Consider the following 17,925-nt stretch of genomic DNA (forward strand, 5'->3'; position numbering starts at 1 on the left):
AGTGGATTATCGTCAGGAAATTCGAGAATTCATCGGAAACAACCTTACTATGGATCATGAGGACACTCCAATTAACGATGATGACAATTACTTTGAGCTGAGGTTTGTCAATTCACTCTTTGCGATGCGTTTGGTTGACTTTGTGGAACGTAGATTCCAGATTGAAATCGGGAATGAGGATCTGGATTTGTCCAATTTTTGCACCATTAACCGCCTTCAGGATCTGATTGAGAGAAAGCTGACTGCGAAGGGGGCGGCGATATGATTTCAGCGAATCAGGCATCCATCCGTCCAGTCACAAGTCCGGCAACCAGTCCATCCAACAAATACATGTATCTGTTTTTGGGCATTTCCTTTGGTGCGTGTTACGGCATTGCAAGTTTGTTTATGTTCTTTGCCGACTACATCGTCCCGATCACAGGTGAATTACACCTGATGCATCCGCTCGCAATCATTGCGCTGTACTCACCTTCGATTGCCGGATTAATTACTTGTTATTTGATGGGCGGCAAGAAAGCGCTCAAAGGCATGTTTCTAAAGCTGGTTCCACGCAAAAAGGACCTATTCTGGATTCCGCTCATTATCGGAATTTCCATCGTCTTCGCTTCAACGATGCACTTTGGTTCCTTGTTGTTCGGCATACCAGTCCCTGAGCTGACATATAGTGTACCGGAAATGATTTGGCTCGGTATTCTGAATTTGGTTAAGGAAACGGGACTCATTGGCGGGTTGTTCGGCTGGATCGGATTTTTGCTACCCTTTCTGCAAGGAAAGCTGAAAAATAACGTCACAAGTGGTTTGCTCACAGGTCTGTTGTTTGGATTATGGGTGCTTCCGGGTTACCTGATTTCCTCCTTTGGCACCTCAACCACCTACATATACTATGTTGTTCAACTTATGGCATTTATCGTTTTCCAGAGCTACATTTTCAATGCTACCAGAGGTACACTGCTATTCTATCTGTTAGCCTTCTGGCTCGTAGCCACGGGAAGCCAAATTGACCTGTATTACTTTAATCCGCAAGTGCAAATTATGCAGTTCTTCTTCTTTGTCATATCCGCAGTTGTCATTCATGTCATCTTCAAACGCAAAAAAGTGGATGTTCAGCTCCAGACATTTCCTGCTTATGTTCTGGACACGAAGTAGGCGAGTGGTGGTGAATACAGGATGGAATTAAAGTATCTTGAACAGTTGCAAACGGGGAAGGGAAACAGACAACTCGTCTGTTTTCCCTACCTTGGCGGTCACTCTCAGAGCTTTCAGCCGCTTGTTGGGGAACTGCCGGACACAGAGATTTGGGCCTTCACACCTCCGGGCCATGGTCTGAATACCCAAGCTCCTCTGGAGCACATGCAGCAACTGGTGGAGCTGTATACCAGCCAGATTCTGCATGTGATTCGACCGGGCAGTACGTTGTTTGGACACAGTCTGGGAGGAATTACGGCCTATTTCGTTGCACATCGTTTATATCAGGAAATTCCGGATGTTGCGCAAACGCTGCAGCTTGTATTATCTGCCTGCAACACGCCATCCGAGTGCGGTAACCAGCATTACGAAGGAATGTCTGATGAGGGGCTGATTGATCATTTGTTCTCCTATGGAGGGCTTCCTCAAGAGTTGATGCATGAAAAGGAACTGCTATATTATTTCCTGCCTGTGATTCGGGCTGATTTCAGACTGCTTGAATCGGCAGCAAGCCTTGAGCATCAGCCTTTGTCAATGCCGGTGCTGTATTTGTGGGGGAACGAGATCGCACGGTTTCCCTTCAATCGGCGCTGAAATGGGGCCGATACGTTGAATCACCAATGAAGTTTCAGACCATCAGAGAGGGCAGTCATATGTTTATGATGCATCAACCTTCATCGGTGGCGCAGGTTCTGACAAGCTTTATGACTCCAGATGAATAGGAACAACTTATAGATGAGAGGAGCCATGTTCGTTTATGCTGCTACGAATGCTGAGAAATGATATCACGAGAAAGAAAGGGATTACGGCTGCGCTGTTTATTTTCGTGCTACTGGCTGCCTTGCTGGTATCTTCGGGGTCAAGGATGATTATGGAATTGACGAGTTCTATTCAATATCTGTTCTCTGAATCCAAGACACCACACTTTGTACAAATGCATGCCGGAGAACTGGATCAGGCCAAAGTAAACAGTTGGGCCGAGGGTCAATCCACCGTTGCACAGCATCAGATTGTAGAGATGGTCAATATTGATGGCGCCAATCTGTTTTTCGGGGCAGAGTCGGAGAAAAGCAGTGTCATGGATATCGATTTTGTTACACAGAATCAGGATTTCGACTATTTGCTGAATTTGAACAGTGACATCATTCAGGTTAACGATGGGGAGATCGCGGTTCCTGTATATTACATGCAGCAAAGACAATTAAGCATAGGAGATCAGGTCCAAATCGACAATGGACAATTTCAGCTTTCGTATACCATCGTTGATTTTGTTCGAGATGCCCAGATGAATCCTTCCGTTGTTCACTCCAAACGTTTTGTAGTGAGTTCAAATAATTTGGAGGAACTGAAGCAGGGCGTCGGGGAGATGGAATATCTGATCGAGTTTCGCTTAAAGGACCCTGGACAGACAGGAGAGTTTACCCAAGCTTACCAAAATGCAGGCCTGCCCAATGCCGGTCCGGTCGTGACTTACGGTCTGTTCCAGTTACTTAATGCCATGACCGATGGTGTCATAGCAGCCGTCATCATATTGGTCAGTCTTGTGCTGATTCTGATCGCCATGCTCTGTATTCGGTTCACGATGCTGGCAACAATTGAAGAGGATTACCGGGAGATCAGTGTCATGAAAGCCATTGGAATCGCGGAGAAGATATCAAGAAACTGTATCTCATGAAGTATATATTTATGGCAGGCTTGGCTTCCCTGCTGGGTTACATTGCGTCACTTGGCGTAAACAGGCTGTTTGTCGCAAATATTATGTTGTATATGGGCAAAGCACCTGCAACCGTGCTGCATTTTGCCGTGCCATTACTGGCTGCCGGATTGATCTTTGTCATGGTGGTGCTGTTCTGCCGAACGGTACTGCGGCGGTTTCGTTCCATCTCTGCGGTGGAAGCGCTGCGGACCGGAAGTTTGGGAGATACGCAGATCGTTCGCAATCGTCTCAGTCTGTCCCGCAATCGCTGGTCTTCCGTACCTGTCTTTCTGGGACTGAAGGAAGTCGTACAGCGAATCAAAATGTTTCGTTTGTTATTATTTGTATTTGTCGTCAGTTCGTTCATTATGATTGTGCCGATTAACTTCCTCAATACCTTGCAGGCACCAAGCTTTATCTCCTATATGGGCGTTGGACAAAGCGACATTCGTATCGACTTGAGACATACGGACGATGTGGAGCAGCGCTATGAGAATCTGATTACCGAGATCCAAAATGACCCGAGTATCAAAACGTATTCTCCGCTGGTAACCAGCCAGTTCAAGGTTCGGAATGCGGAGGGCAGCTATGATAATCTGAGCGTGGAGACCGGGGATTTCAGCATTTTCCCTTTGTCCTATGTCAGTGGTAATGCGCCAGTAACCGGGAACGAAATTGCATTGTCGGATGCGAACAGCAGCGAGCTCGGTCTGAAAATGGGGGAACAGCTCACCCTGCTGGTAAACGGCAAAGACCAGGTCATGACGGTCAGCGGTATATATCAGGATGTGACAAACGGTGGGAAAACAGCGAAAGCTCTGCTGCCATACAACAAGGACAGCGTTTTGTGGTATGTGGTCAGTCTGGATCTGAAAGATCGCGGTCAAATGGCGGCCAAAATTGCCGAATTTGAGACGTCCTTCGCTCCTGCCAAAGTGACGGATCTCCAAGGGTATCTCGATCAGACACTCGGAGGAACCATTCAGCAATTAAAGCTGGTGACCATGCTGGCCTTGGCTATCGGTGTATTCATTTCGATATTAATTACCTCGTTGTTCCTTCAAATGTTGGTAGCTAAGGACAACAACGATATAGCTGTATTGCGAAGTCTCGGTTTTGCCTTGTCCAAGATCAAACTGAAGTATGTAGTGATGTCGCTTATTATTTTGGTCGTGGGCGTTACTGCCGGAACGGTACTGTCCAACACGCTTGGACCATTGCTTGTCAGCAGTATTATGTCCACCTTTGGTGCATCCAGTATCGTCTTCGTAATTGACCCGGTACAGGCGTACATTCTGTGTCCGTTGTTGCTTGCAGGTACCATCGTATTGACGGCTTGGATCAGCATCCAGTCCATCAAAGAAACTAGCATATCCAAAATGATCGTGGAATAGGGGAGAATCAGCGATGACAACGATACTAGAAGCAAAAGACGTGAATAAATCCGTAGCAATCGGCGAAAATGAAGAACATAGCATTTTGAAAGATATCAATCTCCAGTTAAAAAAGGGAGAGTTCGTCTCGATCATGGGACCGTCCGGCTCAGGTAAGTCTACATTGCTGTACAACATCAGTGGCATGGATCAGATCAGTGGCGGGAGTGTCTATTTTAACGGCAAGAAAATATCGGCATTTCAGGAGAGTGATCTGGCCAGTCTGCGCTTGACCAGAATGGGGTTTATCTTTCAGAACATTCATCTGCTCAAAAACCTGAACCTGCTCGACAACATTGTGATTTCGGCGTATCTTGCCAAGAACAGCAGCAGGGATGCAATTAATACACGGGCGATGTCACTCATGAAAAAGATGGGGATTGATACGTTGGCTCAACACAATATCACGCAAGCTTCAGGGGGACAGTTGCAGCGGATTGCCATTTGCCGGGCGTTGATCAACAATCCGGATATTCTGTTTGGGGATGAGCCGACAGGGGCACTCAATTCCAAGTCGACACACGAGATTATGGATATTCTCGGGGACATCAATGCTACCGGCACGACCATTCTCCTGGTAACACATGATGTCAAAGTGGCCGCCCGATCGGAACGGGTTCTGTTCATGATGGATGGCAAGCTGGTCGCTGACAAAAATATCGGTAAATATGCAAGAGAACGTCAGGATCTGAAAAACCGGGAAAGTCATCTGTCACAATGGTTAACTGAAATGGGGTTCTAATCGTAGAACTTCACGACTAGAATAGACCGACAGTCGGTCTAATGGATTGGAGGACAGAAGTTGAGATTGATCAAAAATCCGGAAGAACGCAGAAATGAAATACTGGATGCCGCCGAGATTCTGTTCGTGACAAAAGGATACACCAAAGCGACTGTCATGGATATCCTCCAGGCTTGCAGCATTGCGAAGGGTACCTTTTATTATTATTTCCAGTCCAAGGAAGAGGTAATGAACGCCATTGTCATGCGTTTTATTTTGAACGGGGAGGCATCGGCCAAACGTGTGGTAGCTGATCCGAATCTGAACGCGCATGACAAAATTTTTCGCATTATTATGGCGCAGAATCAGCCTGATGACAACAAGCTGGGACTGATTGAGCAATTGCACCATGTACAAAATGTGGAAATGCATCAAAAGAGTCTTGTTGAGACAGTTCTTCGATTAAGCCCCATCCTGGCTGAAGTGGTTGAGCAGGGCATTCAGGAAGGATTGTTTCACACACCCAATCCCAAGGAATCGATTGAATTTTTACTGGTATCCTCACAATTTTTACTGGATCAGGGCATTTTTCAATGGGAAGAAGATCAGCTTCTCAAAAAAGTGGAGGCTTTCGCTCATATCACAGAACGTGTTCTGGGAGCGGAACAAGGAAGCTTCGCCTATGTTACCCGGTTGTATTTCCCTCATCAAGCCTAAACGAGAAAGGAGCACTATCCATGGAACACACGGTTCACAAGTCCTTCGGTAAGTTTCTGGTTGTATGGTTTGGTCAGTTGATCTCCATGATCGGAATTGGTCTCACAGCCTTCTCACTGGGGGTATATGCTTTTGAAAAGACGAATACGGCAACAAGTGTTGCCCTCATTACCTTGTTTACATTTCTGCCCAATATTTTGCTTCGGCCGATTGGAGGTGTCTTGGCAGACCGGTTTGACCGCAGAACGATGATGATCATTGGTGATTTGGGTTCGGCTGCCGGTCTCGTTTTTATTCTGACCATCATGCTTACGAGCGATATTCAGTTATGGCATATCTATGTTGGGGTAGCATTCAGTTCTGTGTTTTCGGCACTGCAAAGCCCGGCATACAAGGCTTCCGCCACCGATTTGCTGGATAAAGACCAATTCTCCAAAGGAAGCGGACTTGTGCAGCTGGCCGAATCCTCCAAATTTTTATTTTCACCCATTATCGCGGGCATACTGCTCAGTATCACAACCATTGAAGTCATTCTGGTCATTAACATTGCGACTTTCCTGATCGCCATTCTGGCCGTGCTGGTTATACGGAAGAGCATGAAGGTCGAGCGGGAGGAAAAGGAAGACCAAAACTGGATGACGGATATTCAGGAGGGATGGCGCGAGGTTGTAACCAATAAGGGAGTACTGCTGCTGGTCATTATTATCTCTTTGGTTACCTTCTACCTCGGATTCCTGGAAACGTTGATTGGTCCAATGCTCTTGTCTTTCACGGATGCCAAAACACTTGGAACATTTCAGTCTGTTAGCGCCATCGGCATGCTGATCAGCAGCTTATGTATCGGCATATTCACGATGACGAAGAAATACGCCAGTGTGCTGGTGATGGGCTTGATCATGTGCGGACTATCCTTCTCACTACTTGGGGTCTCCACGAACATTTATTTTATCATCTTCGCGGGGTTCCTGTTCCTCTCGTCACTTCCGTTTGTCAACATGAGTGCGGATGTGTTGGTGCGTAACAACATTTCAAATGAGAAGCAGGGCAGGGTATGGGGCATCATCGGTATTCTGTCGCAGCTCGGCTTCATCATCGCGTACAGTTTGGCCGGATTTCTGGCCGATCATGTGTTCAACCCGCTGATGGTGGAGGGCGGTGCACTTGCGTCTTCTGTGGGTCAGATCATTGGAACCGGGCCGGGTAGAGGTATCGCCTTGCTGTTTATCATTGCAGGTCTGTTCGTGATCCTGATCGCCCTCATAACGTCCCGCCTGAAGATGATCAAATCACTGGAGCAAAGCAGCGATATTACATCTCCTCCCGATGTGGGGGGATTGGCACACGATTAATCGGATAAGGAATGAGGGAGAGTTAATATTTTTTAAAATGGAACAATTGCGGGAGGTCATCGCTTCTTGAAATTTGAACTGGGACGTTGCTTACTGAATGAACGATTGATGGAATCCGGAAAGTCAGCGGAATGGCTGGCAAAAGAATTGCTTTTTAAACCAGAACGAGTTTACGACTTTATTGATAACAAAAGAGTGATGCCACTCAAAATGGCCATATCAATCGCCGATTCCATCGGTTGTGACGTTCGTGCCTTGTATGAATTAATTCCGAATGATAATAATGCAATGTGAGATTAATGGAATAAGTGGTAGGTTGAATGCATTAAGGCTACAAACTTGATGCATTAAGCTAACGGGTAGGTTAGTTCAATCGTGTGGAGAGTACCTCTTAGAGACTCACAAAGGCAGGAAAGGTCGCAAATCATGTGGAATAAATATACAACTTTATCTTTTTTGGAGGTTGTAAAATGGCGTTCCCGACACATATTGTATCTGCAGGCGGAATTGTTGAAGATGGAACTGGAAATATCCTTTTAGTAAAAGCCCATGACGATGGTTGGGTGTATCCTGGTGGGATAACTGAAGTTGGAGAAAATCTGATTGATGGCGTCATTCGTGAAATCAAAGAGGAAAGTGGAATAGACGCCACGGTTAGCCATTTAATTAGTGTTGTTTCGAATACAGCAATTCATAAGTGGTATGACGGTGTGACTGATGTCCCTACGAAGGTCATGTTTGATTTTGTGTGTAAAGCTGAGGGTGGAGAGTTAGCTACTTCTATTGAAACGAGCGAATGCAGGTGGGTTCCAAAGGAAAATGTTCTGGATTTGATTACTTTACCTGGAATCCGCATGCGTTATGAAGCTTATTTGAACTTTAACGGCTCTGTGAATTATATAGAGTATGTCACTGCGTCAACGACAGAATTTAATGTCAAGCTTCAAAGGAGTGTTTAGTTGTACGAGGAATCGTGTATTGAACTAACGGGTAACGAGAGTTGAATAAAGAAGAGAAGGCATCTGGTCAGAGCGATCAGTTGCCTTTTTTAAGCTAACCGGCAGGTTAGTTCGGATTGGTGATTTCACTGCGCTAGATCATTAGAACGAGCTGTGTGGTAAAATATAGGAGAACTATTCAAAAAGAATGGAGGAGGCAACAATAGATAATGCTCAATGTATACCGAAAACGTGGTCCATTCTTTTTGAAGAATAGAATAATTCAGATAGCATTTCAGTTTTTTATATCAGCGATAATCGGAGTTATATATGCATTTATGATCATTAATGAAACAATAGGTGGATATATTAATAAAGTATTACCGAGTAACGATGGACCGGATCTTCATCAATATTTGCCCATTGTGATCACTGTGTTCATTTACTCATGCTTCATTCAAAAGAAACAAAGAAATGTTCTGGAAAAAATCTCATTCAGCTGTCTTCATATTTTCATTGCTATACTAAGCTTTATTTCTTCTTTTGTCGTTATATTGATGGTTCAATTCCCATTGATGAATTAATACATCAATACGCTTACGGGAAAGGGTAGTTGAATAAAAAACAAGAAAGCAGTCGATTTATGTAATCGGCTGCTTTTTGTTAAACTAAGGGGCAGAAAGTTGTCCTTTCTTAATAAAAGAGTTTAAAACGTGATGAGTTTCGGTCGATCAAGGTTTACAAATCGATTTTCCAGTTGCCCATCATCTTGGCGACTTCGGGATCGCGGTACGATAAGAAAAGACTTTCCCGCGTATCGAGGGCCGAAATTTGTTCGATATCGTCAGCGCTCAACTCAAAATCAAAAATGTTGAAGTTTTCGACGATCCGCTCTTTTTTTACCGATTTTGGGATTACAACGACTTCACGCTGAACAAGCCAACGCAACACGACCTGGGCGACGGACTTATTGTGTTTTGACGCGATCGATGTCAGCACTTCGTTGCCGAACAGGTTGCCCCTTCCTTCAGCGAACGGTGCCCACGACTGGTGCTGCACTCCCTGCTCCTTCATAAAAGCGCCATTCTCAATCTGCTGATAAAACGGGTGCGTTTCGACCTGGTTAACGGCAGGCACGATTTCATTATGCATGATGAGGTCCATCAGACGGTCGGGCAGGAAGTTGCTGACACCGATCGCCTTGATTTTACCTTCGCGGTACAGGTCTTCCATTGCACGCCAAGCGCCGTAGTAATCGCCGAACGGCTGGTGAATAAGATATAGATCGAGATAGTCGAGCTGTAGCTTTTTTAAGGATTTGGAAAAAGCCAGCTTGGCGCGCTCGTAGTCGGCATCCTGAACCCAGAGCTTGGTCGTAATGAACAGCTCCTCACGCGGTATGCCGCTGCGCTTGATCGCACGTCCGACCGCTTCCTCATTCAGATAACCGGAGGCGGTGTCGATCAGACGGTAACCAGCCATCAGCGCTTCATATACGGAGTTCTCGCATTCTTCAGCATCTGGAACTTGGTAGACACCAAAGCCGATGATCGGCATTTTCACACCATTGTTTAATGTTACAGTTTGCATTGTAATTCCTCCTAGGGTTTAAGTGTAAAACAGCAAACGGCGCGTATCCCGGGAATCGGGCACTGCAACGCTAATTCCACATACGGCTGAATTTGCATTACAATAAGCTTAGAACCTTCGTGCTACACGAAGGCAAGCGTCTTATAAATTTTTTTTCGAGGAGGGTTTCACATGCATACGGTTAAAGAAGCCGCCAAGATAACGGGACTCACCGAGCACGCCGTGCGTTTTTACACGGATAAAGGCCTGGTGCCAAGCGTACAGCGCAATCAAAACAACATTCGGATGTTCGACGATGAATCGATCAACTGGTTGCATGGCGTCAAATGTCTCAAGCAATCCGGGATGCCAATTGAATTTATCAAAAAGTATATAGATCTATGTCTCGAAGGGGATTCGACCATCCCGCAACGCTTCGCACTCATGATGGAGCATAAAGAAGCGGCCCTCGTTCAGCTCGAAGAAGCCAAACGGCATATTGCACATTTGGAACAAAAGACCGTGCTATATCAGGCCATTTTGGACCAACGTATTCCGGACACGACCAACCCTGGTAACTGGGACAAAATTCAACATATGCACGCTGACGTATTTTACTCGCCCTCTGTTCATAAGGTGTGAGCGATATTCAAGCACATCAACAGGTTTGGAGAAAACCCTCGGTTTAAAACTCTTGATTGGCTTGCAATGAACAAGATTCATGTCAGTCCAGATTGAACTAAAGGGAAACGTTAGTGGAATAATATACATTAATGAGCAGGTACTTCGGTATCCTGCTCTTTTTATTAAATTAATGGGCAGGTTAGCATAAAAGATTATCTTAACGTTCAGAATTACCTTTAATAAGTACATCATTGCGCTATATTATAATTAATTATCGATATGAATTCTCCAAGGAAACTTAATTGTGCACAAATAGTTGCGAAATGAAAACGGTGCATAACTATAATTCTATTAAGAGGAGGGATAGGATGGATTGGCTTATGAGGATGAATCGGGCGTTGGATTACATCGAATTGAATCTAACCGAAAAGATCGAATTGAAGGAAATTGCTCAATGTGCTTGTTGTTCTTCACATCAGTTCCAGAGAATGTTCTCATTCATTACTGATGTGTCTCTTGCGGAATATATAAGGAGAAGACGGCTTACACTCGCTGCAATTGAATTGCAGAATAGTGATATAAGAGTTGTTGACATTGCTATAAAGTATGGTTATGAATCTCCAGTTTCATTCGCAAGGGCTTTTCAATCGTTGCATGGTGTTAACCCAGCAATGGCTCGAGAAGAAGGGACAGCTCTCAAAGCCTATCCTCGGCTTTCCTTCCTTATTTCAATTAAAGGGGAAAAGGCTATGAACTACCGTATCGAGACAAAAGAATCCTTTCAAGTATTCGGAATTGAAAAAGTGCTTCAACTAAACGGAGTGGATACACCAGCAGAATTATGGAAGCAAAGCCATGCTAACGGCGAGGTTGAAAGGCTTGCGAACAATGCAGGCGATTTACCAGCCTTTTTAAATCAGGACTATCATAAAGTGCATGCTGTTTGTAGTTACAAAAAAACAGATGAGAATAGTTTTTCGTATATGCTGTCCGCATTTAAAGGGGATTCAAGTAAAACTGATGGGTACACAAGTATAACAATACCAGCTCAAACATGGGTAATTTTCCCATCTGATCTGTTCACATGGAATAAATTTGATGAAACAATTGAGACATTATATAAACGCTTCTTCTCCGAATGGCTTCCCACTGCTGGATATGAACAGGTCGATGGAATGGAATTTGAGATTACAGGAGGTAAAGACGGGCTTAATTTTGTTGAGCTATGGTTTGCAGTAAGGAAAATAAATAAGGTGTGATTGTATAAGAACGTCTTCTTTTTTAATTATAATTAAAACAAAATTTTTTCAGCTAACGGGAAACTATAATTGATTAAACGACGAAAATGAATCTGCCTGTGTTGGACCGGCAGCTTCATTACGTTAACGGGCAGGATTGTTCAATAACTTCGCGAATACTTTAAAATGGATAATTTTCGTGAAGTCAGTGTTAGCTGAAAGATACGCAAAAATAAAATGATGAAAGGCGGATTCTATTGAAGCCAGGGATTATAGTTCTTCTTAATGGTACTTCAAGTTCTGGAAAGACAAGCATATCTAATGAATTATTAACTCAAATTGATATCCCATTTCAACATTTATCATTTGATAATTTTATTAATGGGGTATTTCATAGTTATAAAGATTTCGTTAATAGCACATATCCGAGTATTGAAACAAATGGTGCAGAGGATGGACAATTAATAAATCAAATTCTTGCAGATCCGTTGATTTCATTATACTACTCGACAATAAAACTATTTTCTGCGATGGGAAACAACGTAGTTGTAGATTCTGTTATAGGTAATGACAAATGGTTCAATACTTGTATTGAATTATTATCAGATCACCCTGTCTTATTCGTAGTAGTTAAATGTTCAAAGGAAGAACTTGCTAGAAGAGAACAACTTAGAGGAGACAGGGAGATTGGTTTAGCAAGTTCACAATACGATAACGTGTATTGCTTTAATGAATATGATCTTGAATTTAATACTGAAATAATGAGATCGAGTGAGTGTGCTAATGAGATATTAAATTTTATAAGATCTAATAAAGAATACACTGCTTTTAAGAAGTTGATTAAGGGGGAAAGTGTAAGTAAGTAGTCCAAAGAAGGCGTATCCATCAGCTAACATCATATTCACGCTTCGGGTCATTCGGCTCTCGGTCCTGTTAAACTAACGGGAAACGATAGTTCAATAATATGAAGAAAGCAGCAGATCAATGTGATCGGCTGCTTTTGTTCAAATAATAGGCAGGATAGTCAAATATCCAGAAAAAGAATCCTTTGTACCGAAAATCAAAATTTTCGGCAATTTTTTGGGGAATCCATATTGCTTTTCCGCAGCGTCTACAAAGTCAAAAATCGATAAAAGATATAAGAGAAAACGAATGTCAATACAAACGATACAAGAGATAACTTTCGATCACTATTCCACGCTCGAAATCCGTTAGCCACATATAAAACAATCACTGAAAAGAGAATGATTAAAACGTTACTCCAAAACAGCAAATTTAAAAGTACAGTTAAGGCAGTCAAACACCATATAACTGTAAACTATAGAGGATACTTCGATAAATATTTTTTAAGCATGTGCTCCTCCTGAAAATCCGTAATGAATTATTAACCTAATCTTATTCGTCACGGTTTGATTAATACCTTTATAGTCGATCATTGTGAACGGCTGTTTTGTTAAGTTATTAGGCAGGTTAGGTTAGTTATAGGATATACATTACCGATGTTTAATGCTAGATTGTAATTTAAGCAATCAGAAGAAAAAGAGAGATAGAGGACCGAGTCATGATGAAAAAAGTGTTACAAATAACTATACTATCAACTTTAGTGTTAACCCTTGTTGCTTGTTCTGTTACAAAAGATGGTGAACAATTATCAAGCGAACAAGGTCAAGCATATGAAAATGCAACCGCTACTGATTATGCGAGGTTTTTCAAAGGTAGAGGACAGACTGTTGTCTTTGCTAATGGAACCTCCCTGCACTATGAAATTGCAGAAAACCATACAGACTCCATGGGTAGCGAAAACGATGGCGATTGGGTAGTCAAAGAGTCCTCGGAACAGCTTATTGTAAGTGTCAACAGCGAAGAAATCAATATTACGGATGCTCTTAAGGAAAAAGGCTATTTTTACTATAGCTATCGGGATGATGTTAACATTCTGCATCGACTATATATCGTTAGAAATGCAGGCGGTACCAAGGATTACGCAGAACGCTGGTACTCCCAAGCTGAATTGCTACCTGAGCTTGGCATGAGTGGAGGTTCAAGAGGACTCAGCGGACCTTTGGGAACGGCAATTATGTCTGCCGAAGTTGAAGTGAAATATGATAATGTTGATCTTGATTTTGCACTACAAAAGCATTTAAAACAATATTGGAACGAATATGGGCAAGACTCATTGTAATCCATAAGCTAACGGGTAGATAGCTTTAATAAAACCAAGAAAGCAGCTGACCAACGTGATTGGCTGCTTTTTGTTCAACTAACGGACAGAATACCACGAAGCTTAGGAGGAGTAGGAAGATGATTTGGGGTGTAATTATTGAAGGGATGTCTACTGTAGGAAAAACATCATTATTTTCTGCTATAAAGAGATTACATAGTCAAACACCGAATAGTGAAAAAACTATAGTTGCAGTAAGTGAACACTATTCACAAGTATTGCATTCATACCAAGGTGTTTTAAGATCCATGGATAAGGAAGAACATATTTCACTTCTAAGTCGACATGTTGATTATCTTGAACAACAATACGATTGGATTAACTCTCTTGGTCATTCAAAACCATCAAAAGGTATATTCTTTCTTTTAGAGAGGTTTCATATAAATCATAGAGCCGAATTTAAAGCCTCTCCTGAGATCGAGTTGCTTGAGAAACGTCTATCCAGCATGAATGCACATTGTGTACTCTTAACCTTGCCCCCGGATGCAGTTGAGCCTAGGTTTATTGAAAGTCGCGGTGAAGCGTGGAAGTCATATGTGATGGGAAAGTCTACTACTACCCAAGTATGTGAAACGTTTTTAGATAATCAAGAAAACCTTCGAATGGCTACGAAACAATCGTTTATTCCAACTTTAGAGATTAACACAGATGAAGCGGATTGGGATGCTTATGCGAAACAAGTCCTTACGGATTTACGTTAAAAGGTGGTGTTCAACGATGAGACGAAGAGGGGGAAATCGAAATGAAGACAATCAAGTGCATGATGGACCACCTGTACTGGGCAGACGGACGTATCTTGGACGCGCTCGAGGAGAGTGGGACGCAGAACAAGGACCTTCTGAAACTCGTTCGGCACGTTGCGGTCGCGGAACGAGTCTGGCTGTCTCGATTGCAGGGCAAGGGAAGTACGCAATATTCGTTGTGGGAGGAATCGGAAGACCTGACGGCGATCCGGACGATGTTCGAAGAAAACGCTGAGCAATATCGCGTCTATATCGAAGGGCTTGAGGAATCTGAGTTGGACGAAATGATCGACTATGCGAATCAGAGCGGGGTTCCATTCCGAACATCCGTCCGGGACATCCTGTTGCAGGTCCTCTTACATGGGCAATATCACCGGGGACAGATCAACCGGGCAATTCGGATCGAATCGGCAGAACCTGTCCAAGTGGATTACATCACGTTCGCGAGGCTCTAACGGGCAGGATAGTGTGGCCTATAGAGGACTGGATATTCATAGATAGGTTTCTTAATAAGAGGAAAAGAAACCTATCCCGAGGATAACCGAAAGAGGATTAGCGAATATAGATTTCAATCAATCATTAAACTCAACAAACACATGCATATACTTATCTAATCCTGGAAGACCGGTCGTTTCTTTGATATCCAAAAATTTAAGTTTTTCTTCCCAGTCCACTCTTTCTTGGTCGGACTCATCAGCAGCTACTTCAAAAATATATGCTAGAACAAAGGCATCGATACTCGAGACTCCGTTTATCAATTGTACCCAATCTTGGGGAAGAGCTACTTGGTTCTTACCCACTGCGATGCTCTTACCAGAGAAATTAAGAATCAATTCCTGTTCTTGATTTTTAATCGTAGTCAGTTTGTTCTTTCCATCCCATTTAATTGTTGCTCCGGATGCTTTAAAGACATCCTTCACTGGAACATAAATGGAGTTATACGTCGTTGTAGTCAACTTGTGGTTCTTTGTGATATTTAGTTCTATCTTTTTTAATGAAGGATTATATGTATACGCGGCACGTTCCTTAAAAGGTAGATCTTTTAAAGGTTGGTCCTTAGCAGATGCAACCGACACTACACCCACAACTAAAGATGACATCAACAATAGAGAAATTATTCGCTTCATCTTGATTCCTCCTTAAGTATTGTTATTCACGTAACATAAACGCTACAAGCCGAGAAAAGGTTTCCTTTAAAATCCATTTGTATGAACGGTGATATATCTTTTTTTTCCAAAACGAAAATTATCCATTAATCTAACGGGCAGGATTGCTTCATCAATTATCGAATGCTTTAACGAACATTTCTATTTAAGGGAGCTTAGGCATGGAAATTAAGATACGAGAAATTGTAGCGAATGATTATAATGAAGTTGTTTTTTTATGGAACGATGTGCTTGGAATTTGCAATGTTAATGATGAAAACTTTCGAGTTATTACAGAAAAAATGAATGAGGAGGGGAATTACAAAACATTTGTTGCATTATTTGAAAATGATGTGGTTGGTTTTCTAACTGTAGTTCAGGCATTAGCTATAGGGGTTTCGATTGGTTATTTACATATACAAGCTCTGGCCGTAAAAAAGGAATTTCAGCATCGTGGGGTAGGTACAAAACTATTAAGACACACTGAAAATTATGCTAAAGAACTCGGAATATCTAGTATTATTTTATGCAGCGGATTCAAGCGAACTGACGCCCATGCGTTCTATGAGCATAATGGCTATGACAAAGATTCATACTGCTTTGATAAGGCTGTTAACCTGGACTAGTAAGTAATAATTAAATCAAATTAATCAATTATTTCCTTTACTTGAGAGGGGATTGAGACGTATAATCCGTTCAGACATCAGAGCAAGAAGAGGGGAAAAATGATTATGAATAACGGGTTGATCAACGCTATTATCGCGTATATTATGTGGGGGTTCTCCCGCTTTATTGGAAGTTGTTTAGCGAAGTGCCGGCAGGCGAGATTCTATCACATCGGGTTGTCTGGTCATTCGTTTTCATGGGTATTCTGGTCGCCGCCCAGCGCCGCTGGGGTGATATAAAGCGAGTTGCGACTAATCGCTCGCTCCTGCTGTCGCTCGCCGCGAGCGGACTGCTGATTGCTGCCAATTGGCTCATCTTCATCTGGGCAGTCAACAACGGCCATGTCGTAGAGACAAGCCTTGGCTATTATTTGAATCCATTGCTGAACGTGTTGTTAGCGGTCGCCTTCCTTCGTGAGAAACCAAACCGCGGACAATGGCTTGCGATTGCCATTGCTGGCGTCGCGGTACTCATCATCGCGATTGACTATGGGCGTTTTCCGTGGGTCGCGATCTCGCTGGCTGCGTCATTTGGTTTGTATGGCCTGGCGAAGAAGAAGATCAAGCAGGACGCTTCTATAGGCTTATTTTCGGAGACGGCTGTAGTCCTGCCTGTCGCGCTCGGCTACTGGATCTATTTGGCCGTCGTGGGGAAAACGACGGCATGGACGCTGCCTGCACCGACGTTCATCGAATTGCTTCTTTCCGGCGTAGTCACGGCGCTGCCGCTGCTCTTTTTTGCGCGTGCAGCCGCCCGGATGTCGCTGTCAACCCTCGGCTTCGTTCAGTACATCGGGCCGACGATCATGCTGTTACTGAGCATATTTGTATTCAAGGAATCGGTCTCGCCGGTTCTGCTCGTTGGCTTTGCGCTCATCTGGACGGCGCTTGTCGTATACGCTACAGCATCGATTCGCGGCACGAAACTCGCGAAGGCGAGCTGATGATAAAGGACCTTAGTAGGGATGAAGTGGAAAGCCCTGGAGCATCAATCAAATGAAAGGTGTGGGATTACCATGATTACAGCCACACTTAGCAAATGGGGAAATAGCAGTGCAATTCGCATTCCTAACCAATTACTTAAGCATCTTAATCTGGAAGAAGGCTCGGAAATTGAAATTTTGGTGACAGCAGATAATGAATTGTTGTTACGTCCAAAAACCAAGCCTGAAGAGTCCAATGAGGAACTACGTAACCATCTAAAGAATTTGCTCTCTAAAGTGAAACAGGATACAAGACATAAAGTAATAGACTTTGGCACGGAAGGGAACGAGCTACTTTAATCATTCCCAGCGAGGCGACCGACCGATGAAGTAACGGGTCTTGCTGTTGTATGTGGCTTAATGAGCCAATCCCTATGAAATCAGTTCTACGCAATGTCCGTTCTATTTTGGCATAATTTAAGATTATTAGCTGTTCGTTTACCAAAATTCACGTCTAACTCAGAGACGTGGATTTTTTTACATACCTAAATAGATTCGTCCATCCTTGACGCTTCGAACAAGAGCCGAAAGGCACTTATAAGTTGGAAAGAAAGATTTTTAATCCTCTGAAATTCTTTCCAATTATAGTATGATAATACTATCGCTAGCTTCTTCAAACATGGCCTGATTTATCTCTGCGGCTAACGGGCAAAGGCCATATCGAATGACCACGAAGACCATCCTATAGATAAAGATAA

Annotated in this window: 20 protein-coding genes and 1 pseudogene; 19 read left to right on the top strand and 2 right to left on the bottom strand. The window is 43.2% G+C overall.

Translation table 11 applies throughout. The annotated features are described in order from the left end of the window. Position 1: 1 nt before the first annotated feature. The 10 genes from ACTWJ7_RS10960 to ACTWJ7_RS11005 all read left to right on the top strand — a co-directional run bounded on the left by ACTWJ7_RS10960 (position 2) and on the right by ACTWJ7_RS11005 (position 8,060). Positions 2-265, top strand: coding sequence for an acyl carrier protein (locus ACTWJ7_RS10960; RefSeq protein WP_079350538.1), 264 nt, complete (start codon positions 2-4; stop codon positions 263-265). Then, positions 262-1,146, top strand: a complete 885-nt coding sequence (locus tag ACTWJ7_RS10965; RefSeq protein ID WP_179132913.1) for a hypothetical protein — start codon at positions 262-264, stop codon at positions 1,144-1,146. Before ACTWJ7_RS10960 ends, ACTWJ7_RS10965 begins: the two co-directional genes overlap by 4 nt. A 21-nt stretch (positions 1,147-1,167) precedes the next feature. Continuing rightward, a complete protein-coding gene (locus ACTWJ7_RS10970) occupies positions 1,168-1,779 on the top strand; it encodes a thioesterase II family protein (RefSeq protein ID WP_443145422.1) in 612 nt (203 codons plus the stop codon). 163 nt (positions 1,780-1,942) lie between these two features. Continuing rightward, a complete protein-coding gene (locus ACTWJ7_RS10975) occupies positions 1,943-2,860 on the top strand; it encodes a hypothetical protein (RefSeq protein WP_443145423.1) in 918 nt (305 codons plus the stop codon). After that, the gene (locus tag ACTWJ7_RS10980) at positions 2,857-4,275 is read left to right on the top strand and encodes an ABC transporter permease (protein WP_443145424.1); all 1,419 of its coding nucleotides are present in this window, start codon (positions 2,857-2,859) and stop codon (positions 4,273-4,275) included. The genes ACTWJ7_RS10975 and ACTWJ7_RS10980 overlap by 4 nt, the downstream gene beginning before the upstream one ends. Before the next feature lie 13 nt (positions 4,276-4,288). Further along, positions 4,289-5,056 carry an ABC transporter ATP-binding protein gene (locus ACTWJ7_RS10985; protein WP_079350535.1) on the top strand — a complete coding sequence of 256 codons (768 nt, stop codon included), beginning with the start codon at positions 4,289-4,291 and terminating at the stop codon, positions 5,054-5,056. A gap of 60 nt (positions 5,057-5,116) precedes the next feature. Beyond that, the gene (locus ACTWJ7_RS10990; RefSeq protein WP_079350534.1) at positions 5,117-5,752 is read left to right on the top strand and encodes a TetR/AcrR family transcriptional regulator; all 636 of its coding nucleotides are present in this window, start codon (positions 5,117-5,119) and stop codon (positions 5,750-5,752) included. A 20-nt stretch (positions 5,753-5,772) separates the two neighbouring features. Continuing rightward, positions 5,773-7,101: an MFS transporter gene (locus ACTWJ7_RS10995; protein ID WP_079350533.1), complete on the top strand. Its 1,329-nt coding sequence runs from the start codon at positions 5,773-5,775 to the stop codon at positions 7,099-7,101. Between the two features lie 66 nt (positions 7,102-7,167). After that, positions 7,168-7,395, top strand: coding sequence for a transcriptional regulator (locus tag ACTWJ7_RS11000; RefSeq protein ID WP_079350532.1), 228 nt, complete (start codon positions 7,168-7,170; stop codon positions 7,393-7,395). A 176-nt stretch (positions 7,396-7,571) separates the two neighbouring features. Then, positions 7,572-8,060 (top strand): NUDIX hydrolase, encoded by a 489-nt coding sequence (locus ACTWJ7_RS11005; RefSeq protein WP_079350531.1) that lies wholly within the window; start codon positions 7,572-7,574, stop codon positions 8,058-8,060. 717 nt (positions 8,061-8,777) lie between these two features. Here ACTWJ7_RS11005 and ACTWJ7_RS11010 read toward each other — a convergent pair. Further along, positions 8,778-9,629, bottom strand: coding sequence for an aldo/keto reductase (locus ACTWJ7_RS11010; RefSeq protein WP_079350529.1), 852 nt, complete (start codon positions 9,627-9,629; stop codon positions 8,778-8,780). 171 nt (positions 9,630-9,800) lie between these two features. Between ACTWJ7_RS11010 and ACTWJ7_RS11015 the strand changes: the two genes are divergently transcribed. The 6 genes from ACTWJ7_RS11015 (at position 9,801) to ACTWJ7_RS11040 (ending at position 14,889) form a co-directional block, all read left to right on the top strand. After that, positions 9,801-10,250, top strand: a complete 450-nt coding sequence (locus ACTWJ7_RS11015) for a MerR family transcriptional regulator (RefSeq protein ID WP_079350528.1) — start codon at positions 9,801-9,803, stop codon at positions 10,248-10,250. 350 nt (positions 10,251-10,600) lie between these two features. After that, positions 10,601-11,491 carry an AraC family transcriptional regulator gene (locus ACTWJ7_RS11020; RefSeq protein WP_079350527.1) on the top strand — a complete coding sequence of 297 codons (891 nt, stop codon included), beginning with the start codon at positions 10,601-10,603 and terminating at the stop codon, positions 11,489-11,491. 236 nt (positions 11,492-11,727) lie between these two features. Beyond that, on the top strand, positions 11,728-12,336 hold the full coding sequence (locus ACTWJ7_RS11025) for a chloramphenicol phosphotransferase CPT family protein (protein ID WP_079350526.1): 609 nt from the start codon (positions 11,728-11,730) through the stop codon (positions 12,334-12,336). Between the two features lie 695 nt (positions 12,337-13,031). Then, complete coding sequence (locus ACTWJ7_RS11030) at positions 13,032-13,652, top strand: hypothetical protein (RefSeq protein WP_079350525.1); 621 nt, start codon at positions 13,032-13,034, stop codon at positions 13,650-13,652. Positions 13,653-13,771: 119 nt separating this feature from the next. Beyond that, complete coding sequence (locus tag ACTWJ7_RS11035; RefSeq protein ID WP_443145425.1) at positions 13,772-14,392, top strand: hypothetical protein; 621 nt, start codon at positions 13,772-13,774, stop codon at positions 14,390-14,392. Between the two features lie 41 nt (positions 14,393-14,433). Then, the gene (locus tag ACTWJ7_RS11040; protein WP_079350523.1) at positions 14,434-14,889 is read left to right on the top strand and encodes a DinB family protein; all 456 of its coding nucleotides are present in this window, start codon (positions 14,434-14,436) and stop codon (positions 14,887-14,889) included. A gap of 117 nt (positions 14,890-15,006) precedes the next feature. On the opposite strand, the gene ACTWJ7_RS11045 is transcribed toward ACTWJ7_RS11040, so the two are convergent. Then, positions 15,007-15,561 carry a stalk domain-containing protein gene (locus ACTWJ7_RS11045; protein WP_079350522.1) on the bottom strand — a complete coding sequence of 185 codons (555 nt, stop codon included), beginning with the start codon at positions 15,559-15,561 and terminating at the stop codon, positions 15,007-15,009. A 200-nt stretch (positions 15,562-15,761) separates the two neighbouring features. Here ACTWJ7_RS11045 and ACTWJ7_RS11050 point away from each other — a divergent pair, with 200 nt between their 5' ends. From ACTWJ7_RS11050 to ACTWJ7_RS11060, 3 genes and pseudogenes are all read left to right on the top strand, one after another. After that, a complete protein-coding gene (locus ACTWJ7_RS11050; RefSeq protein WP_079350521.1) occupies positions 15,762-16,205 on the top strand; it encodes a GNAT family N-acetyltransferase in 444 nt (147 codons plus the stop codon). 105 nt (positions 16,206-16,310) lie between these two features. Further along, a pseudogene (gene rarD, locus ACTWJ7_RS11055) lies at positions 16,311-17,188 on the top strand (EamA family transporter RarD). A gap of 21 nt (positions 17,189-17,209) precedes the next feature. Next, positions 17,210-17,527, top strand: a complete 318-nt coding sequence (locus tag ACTWJ7_RS11060; RefSeq protein ID WP_285078723.1) for an AbrB/MazE/SpoVT family DNA-binding domain-containing protein — start codon at positions 17,210-17,212, stop codon at positions 17,525-17,527. Positions 17,528-17,925: the final 398 nt, after the last annotated feature.

Origin of the sequence: Paenibacillus sp. 1A_MP2 (genome assembly GCF_052244825.1) — a bacterium.
Taxonomy (GTDB): Bacteria; Bacillota; Bacilli; order Paenibacillales; family Paenibacillaceae; genus Paenibacillus; species Paenibacillus vandeheii.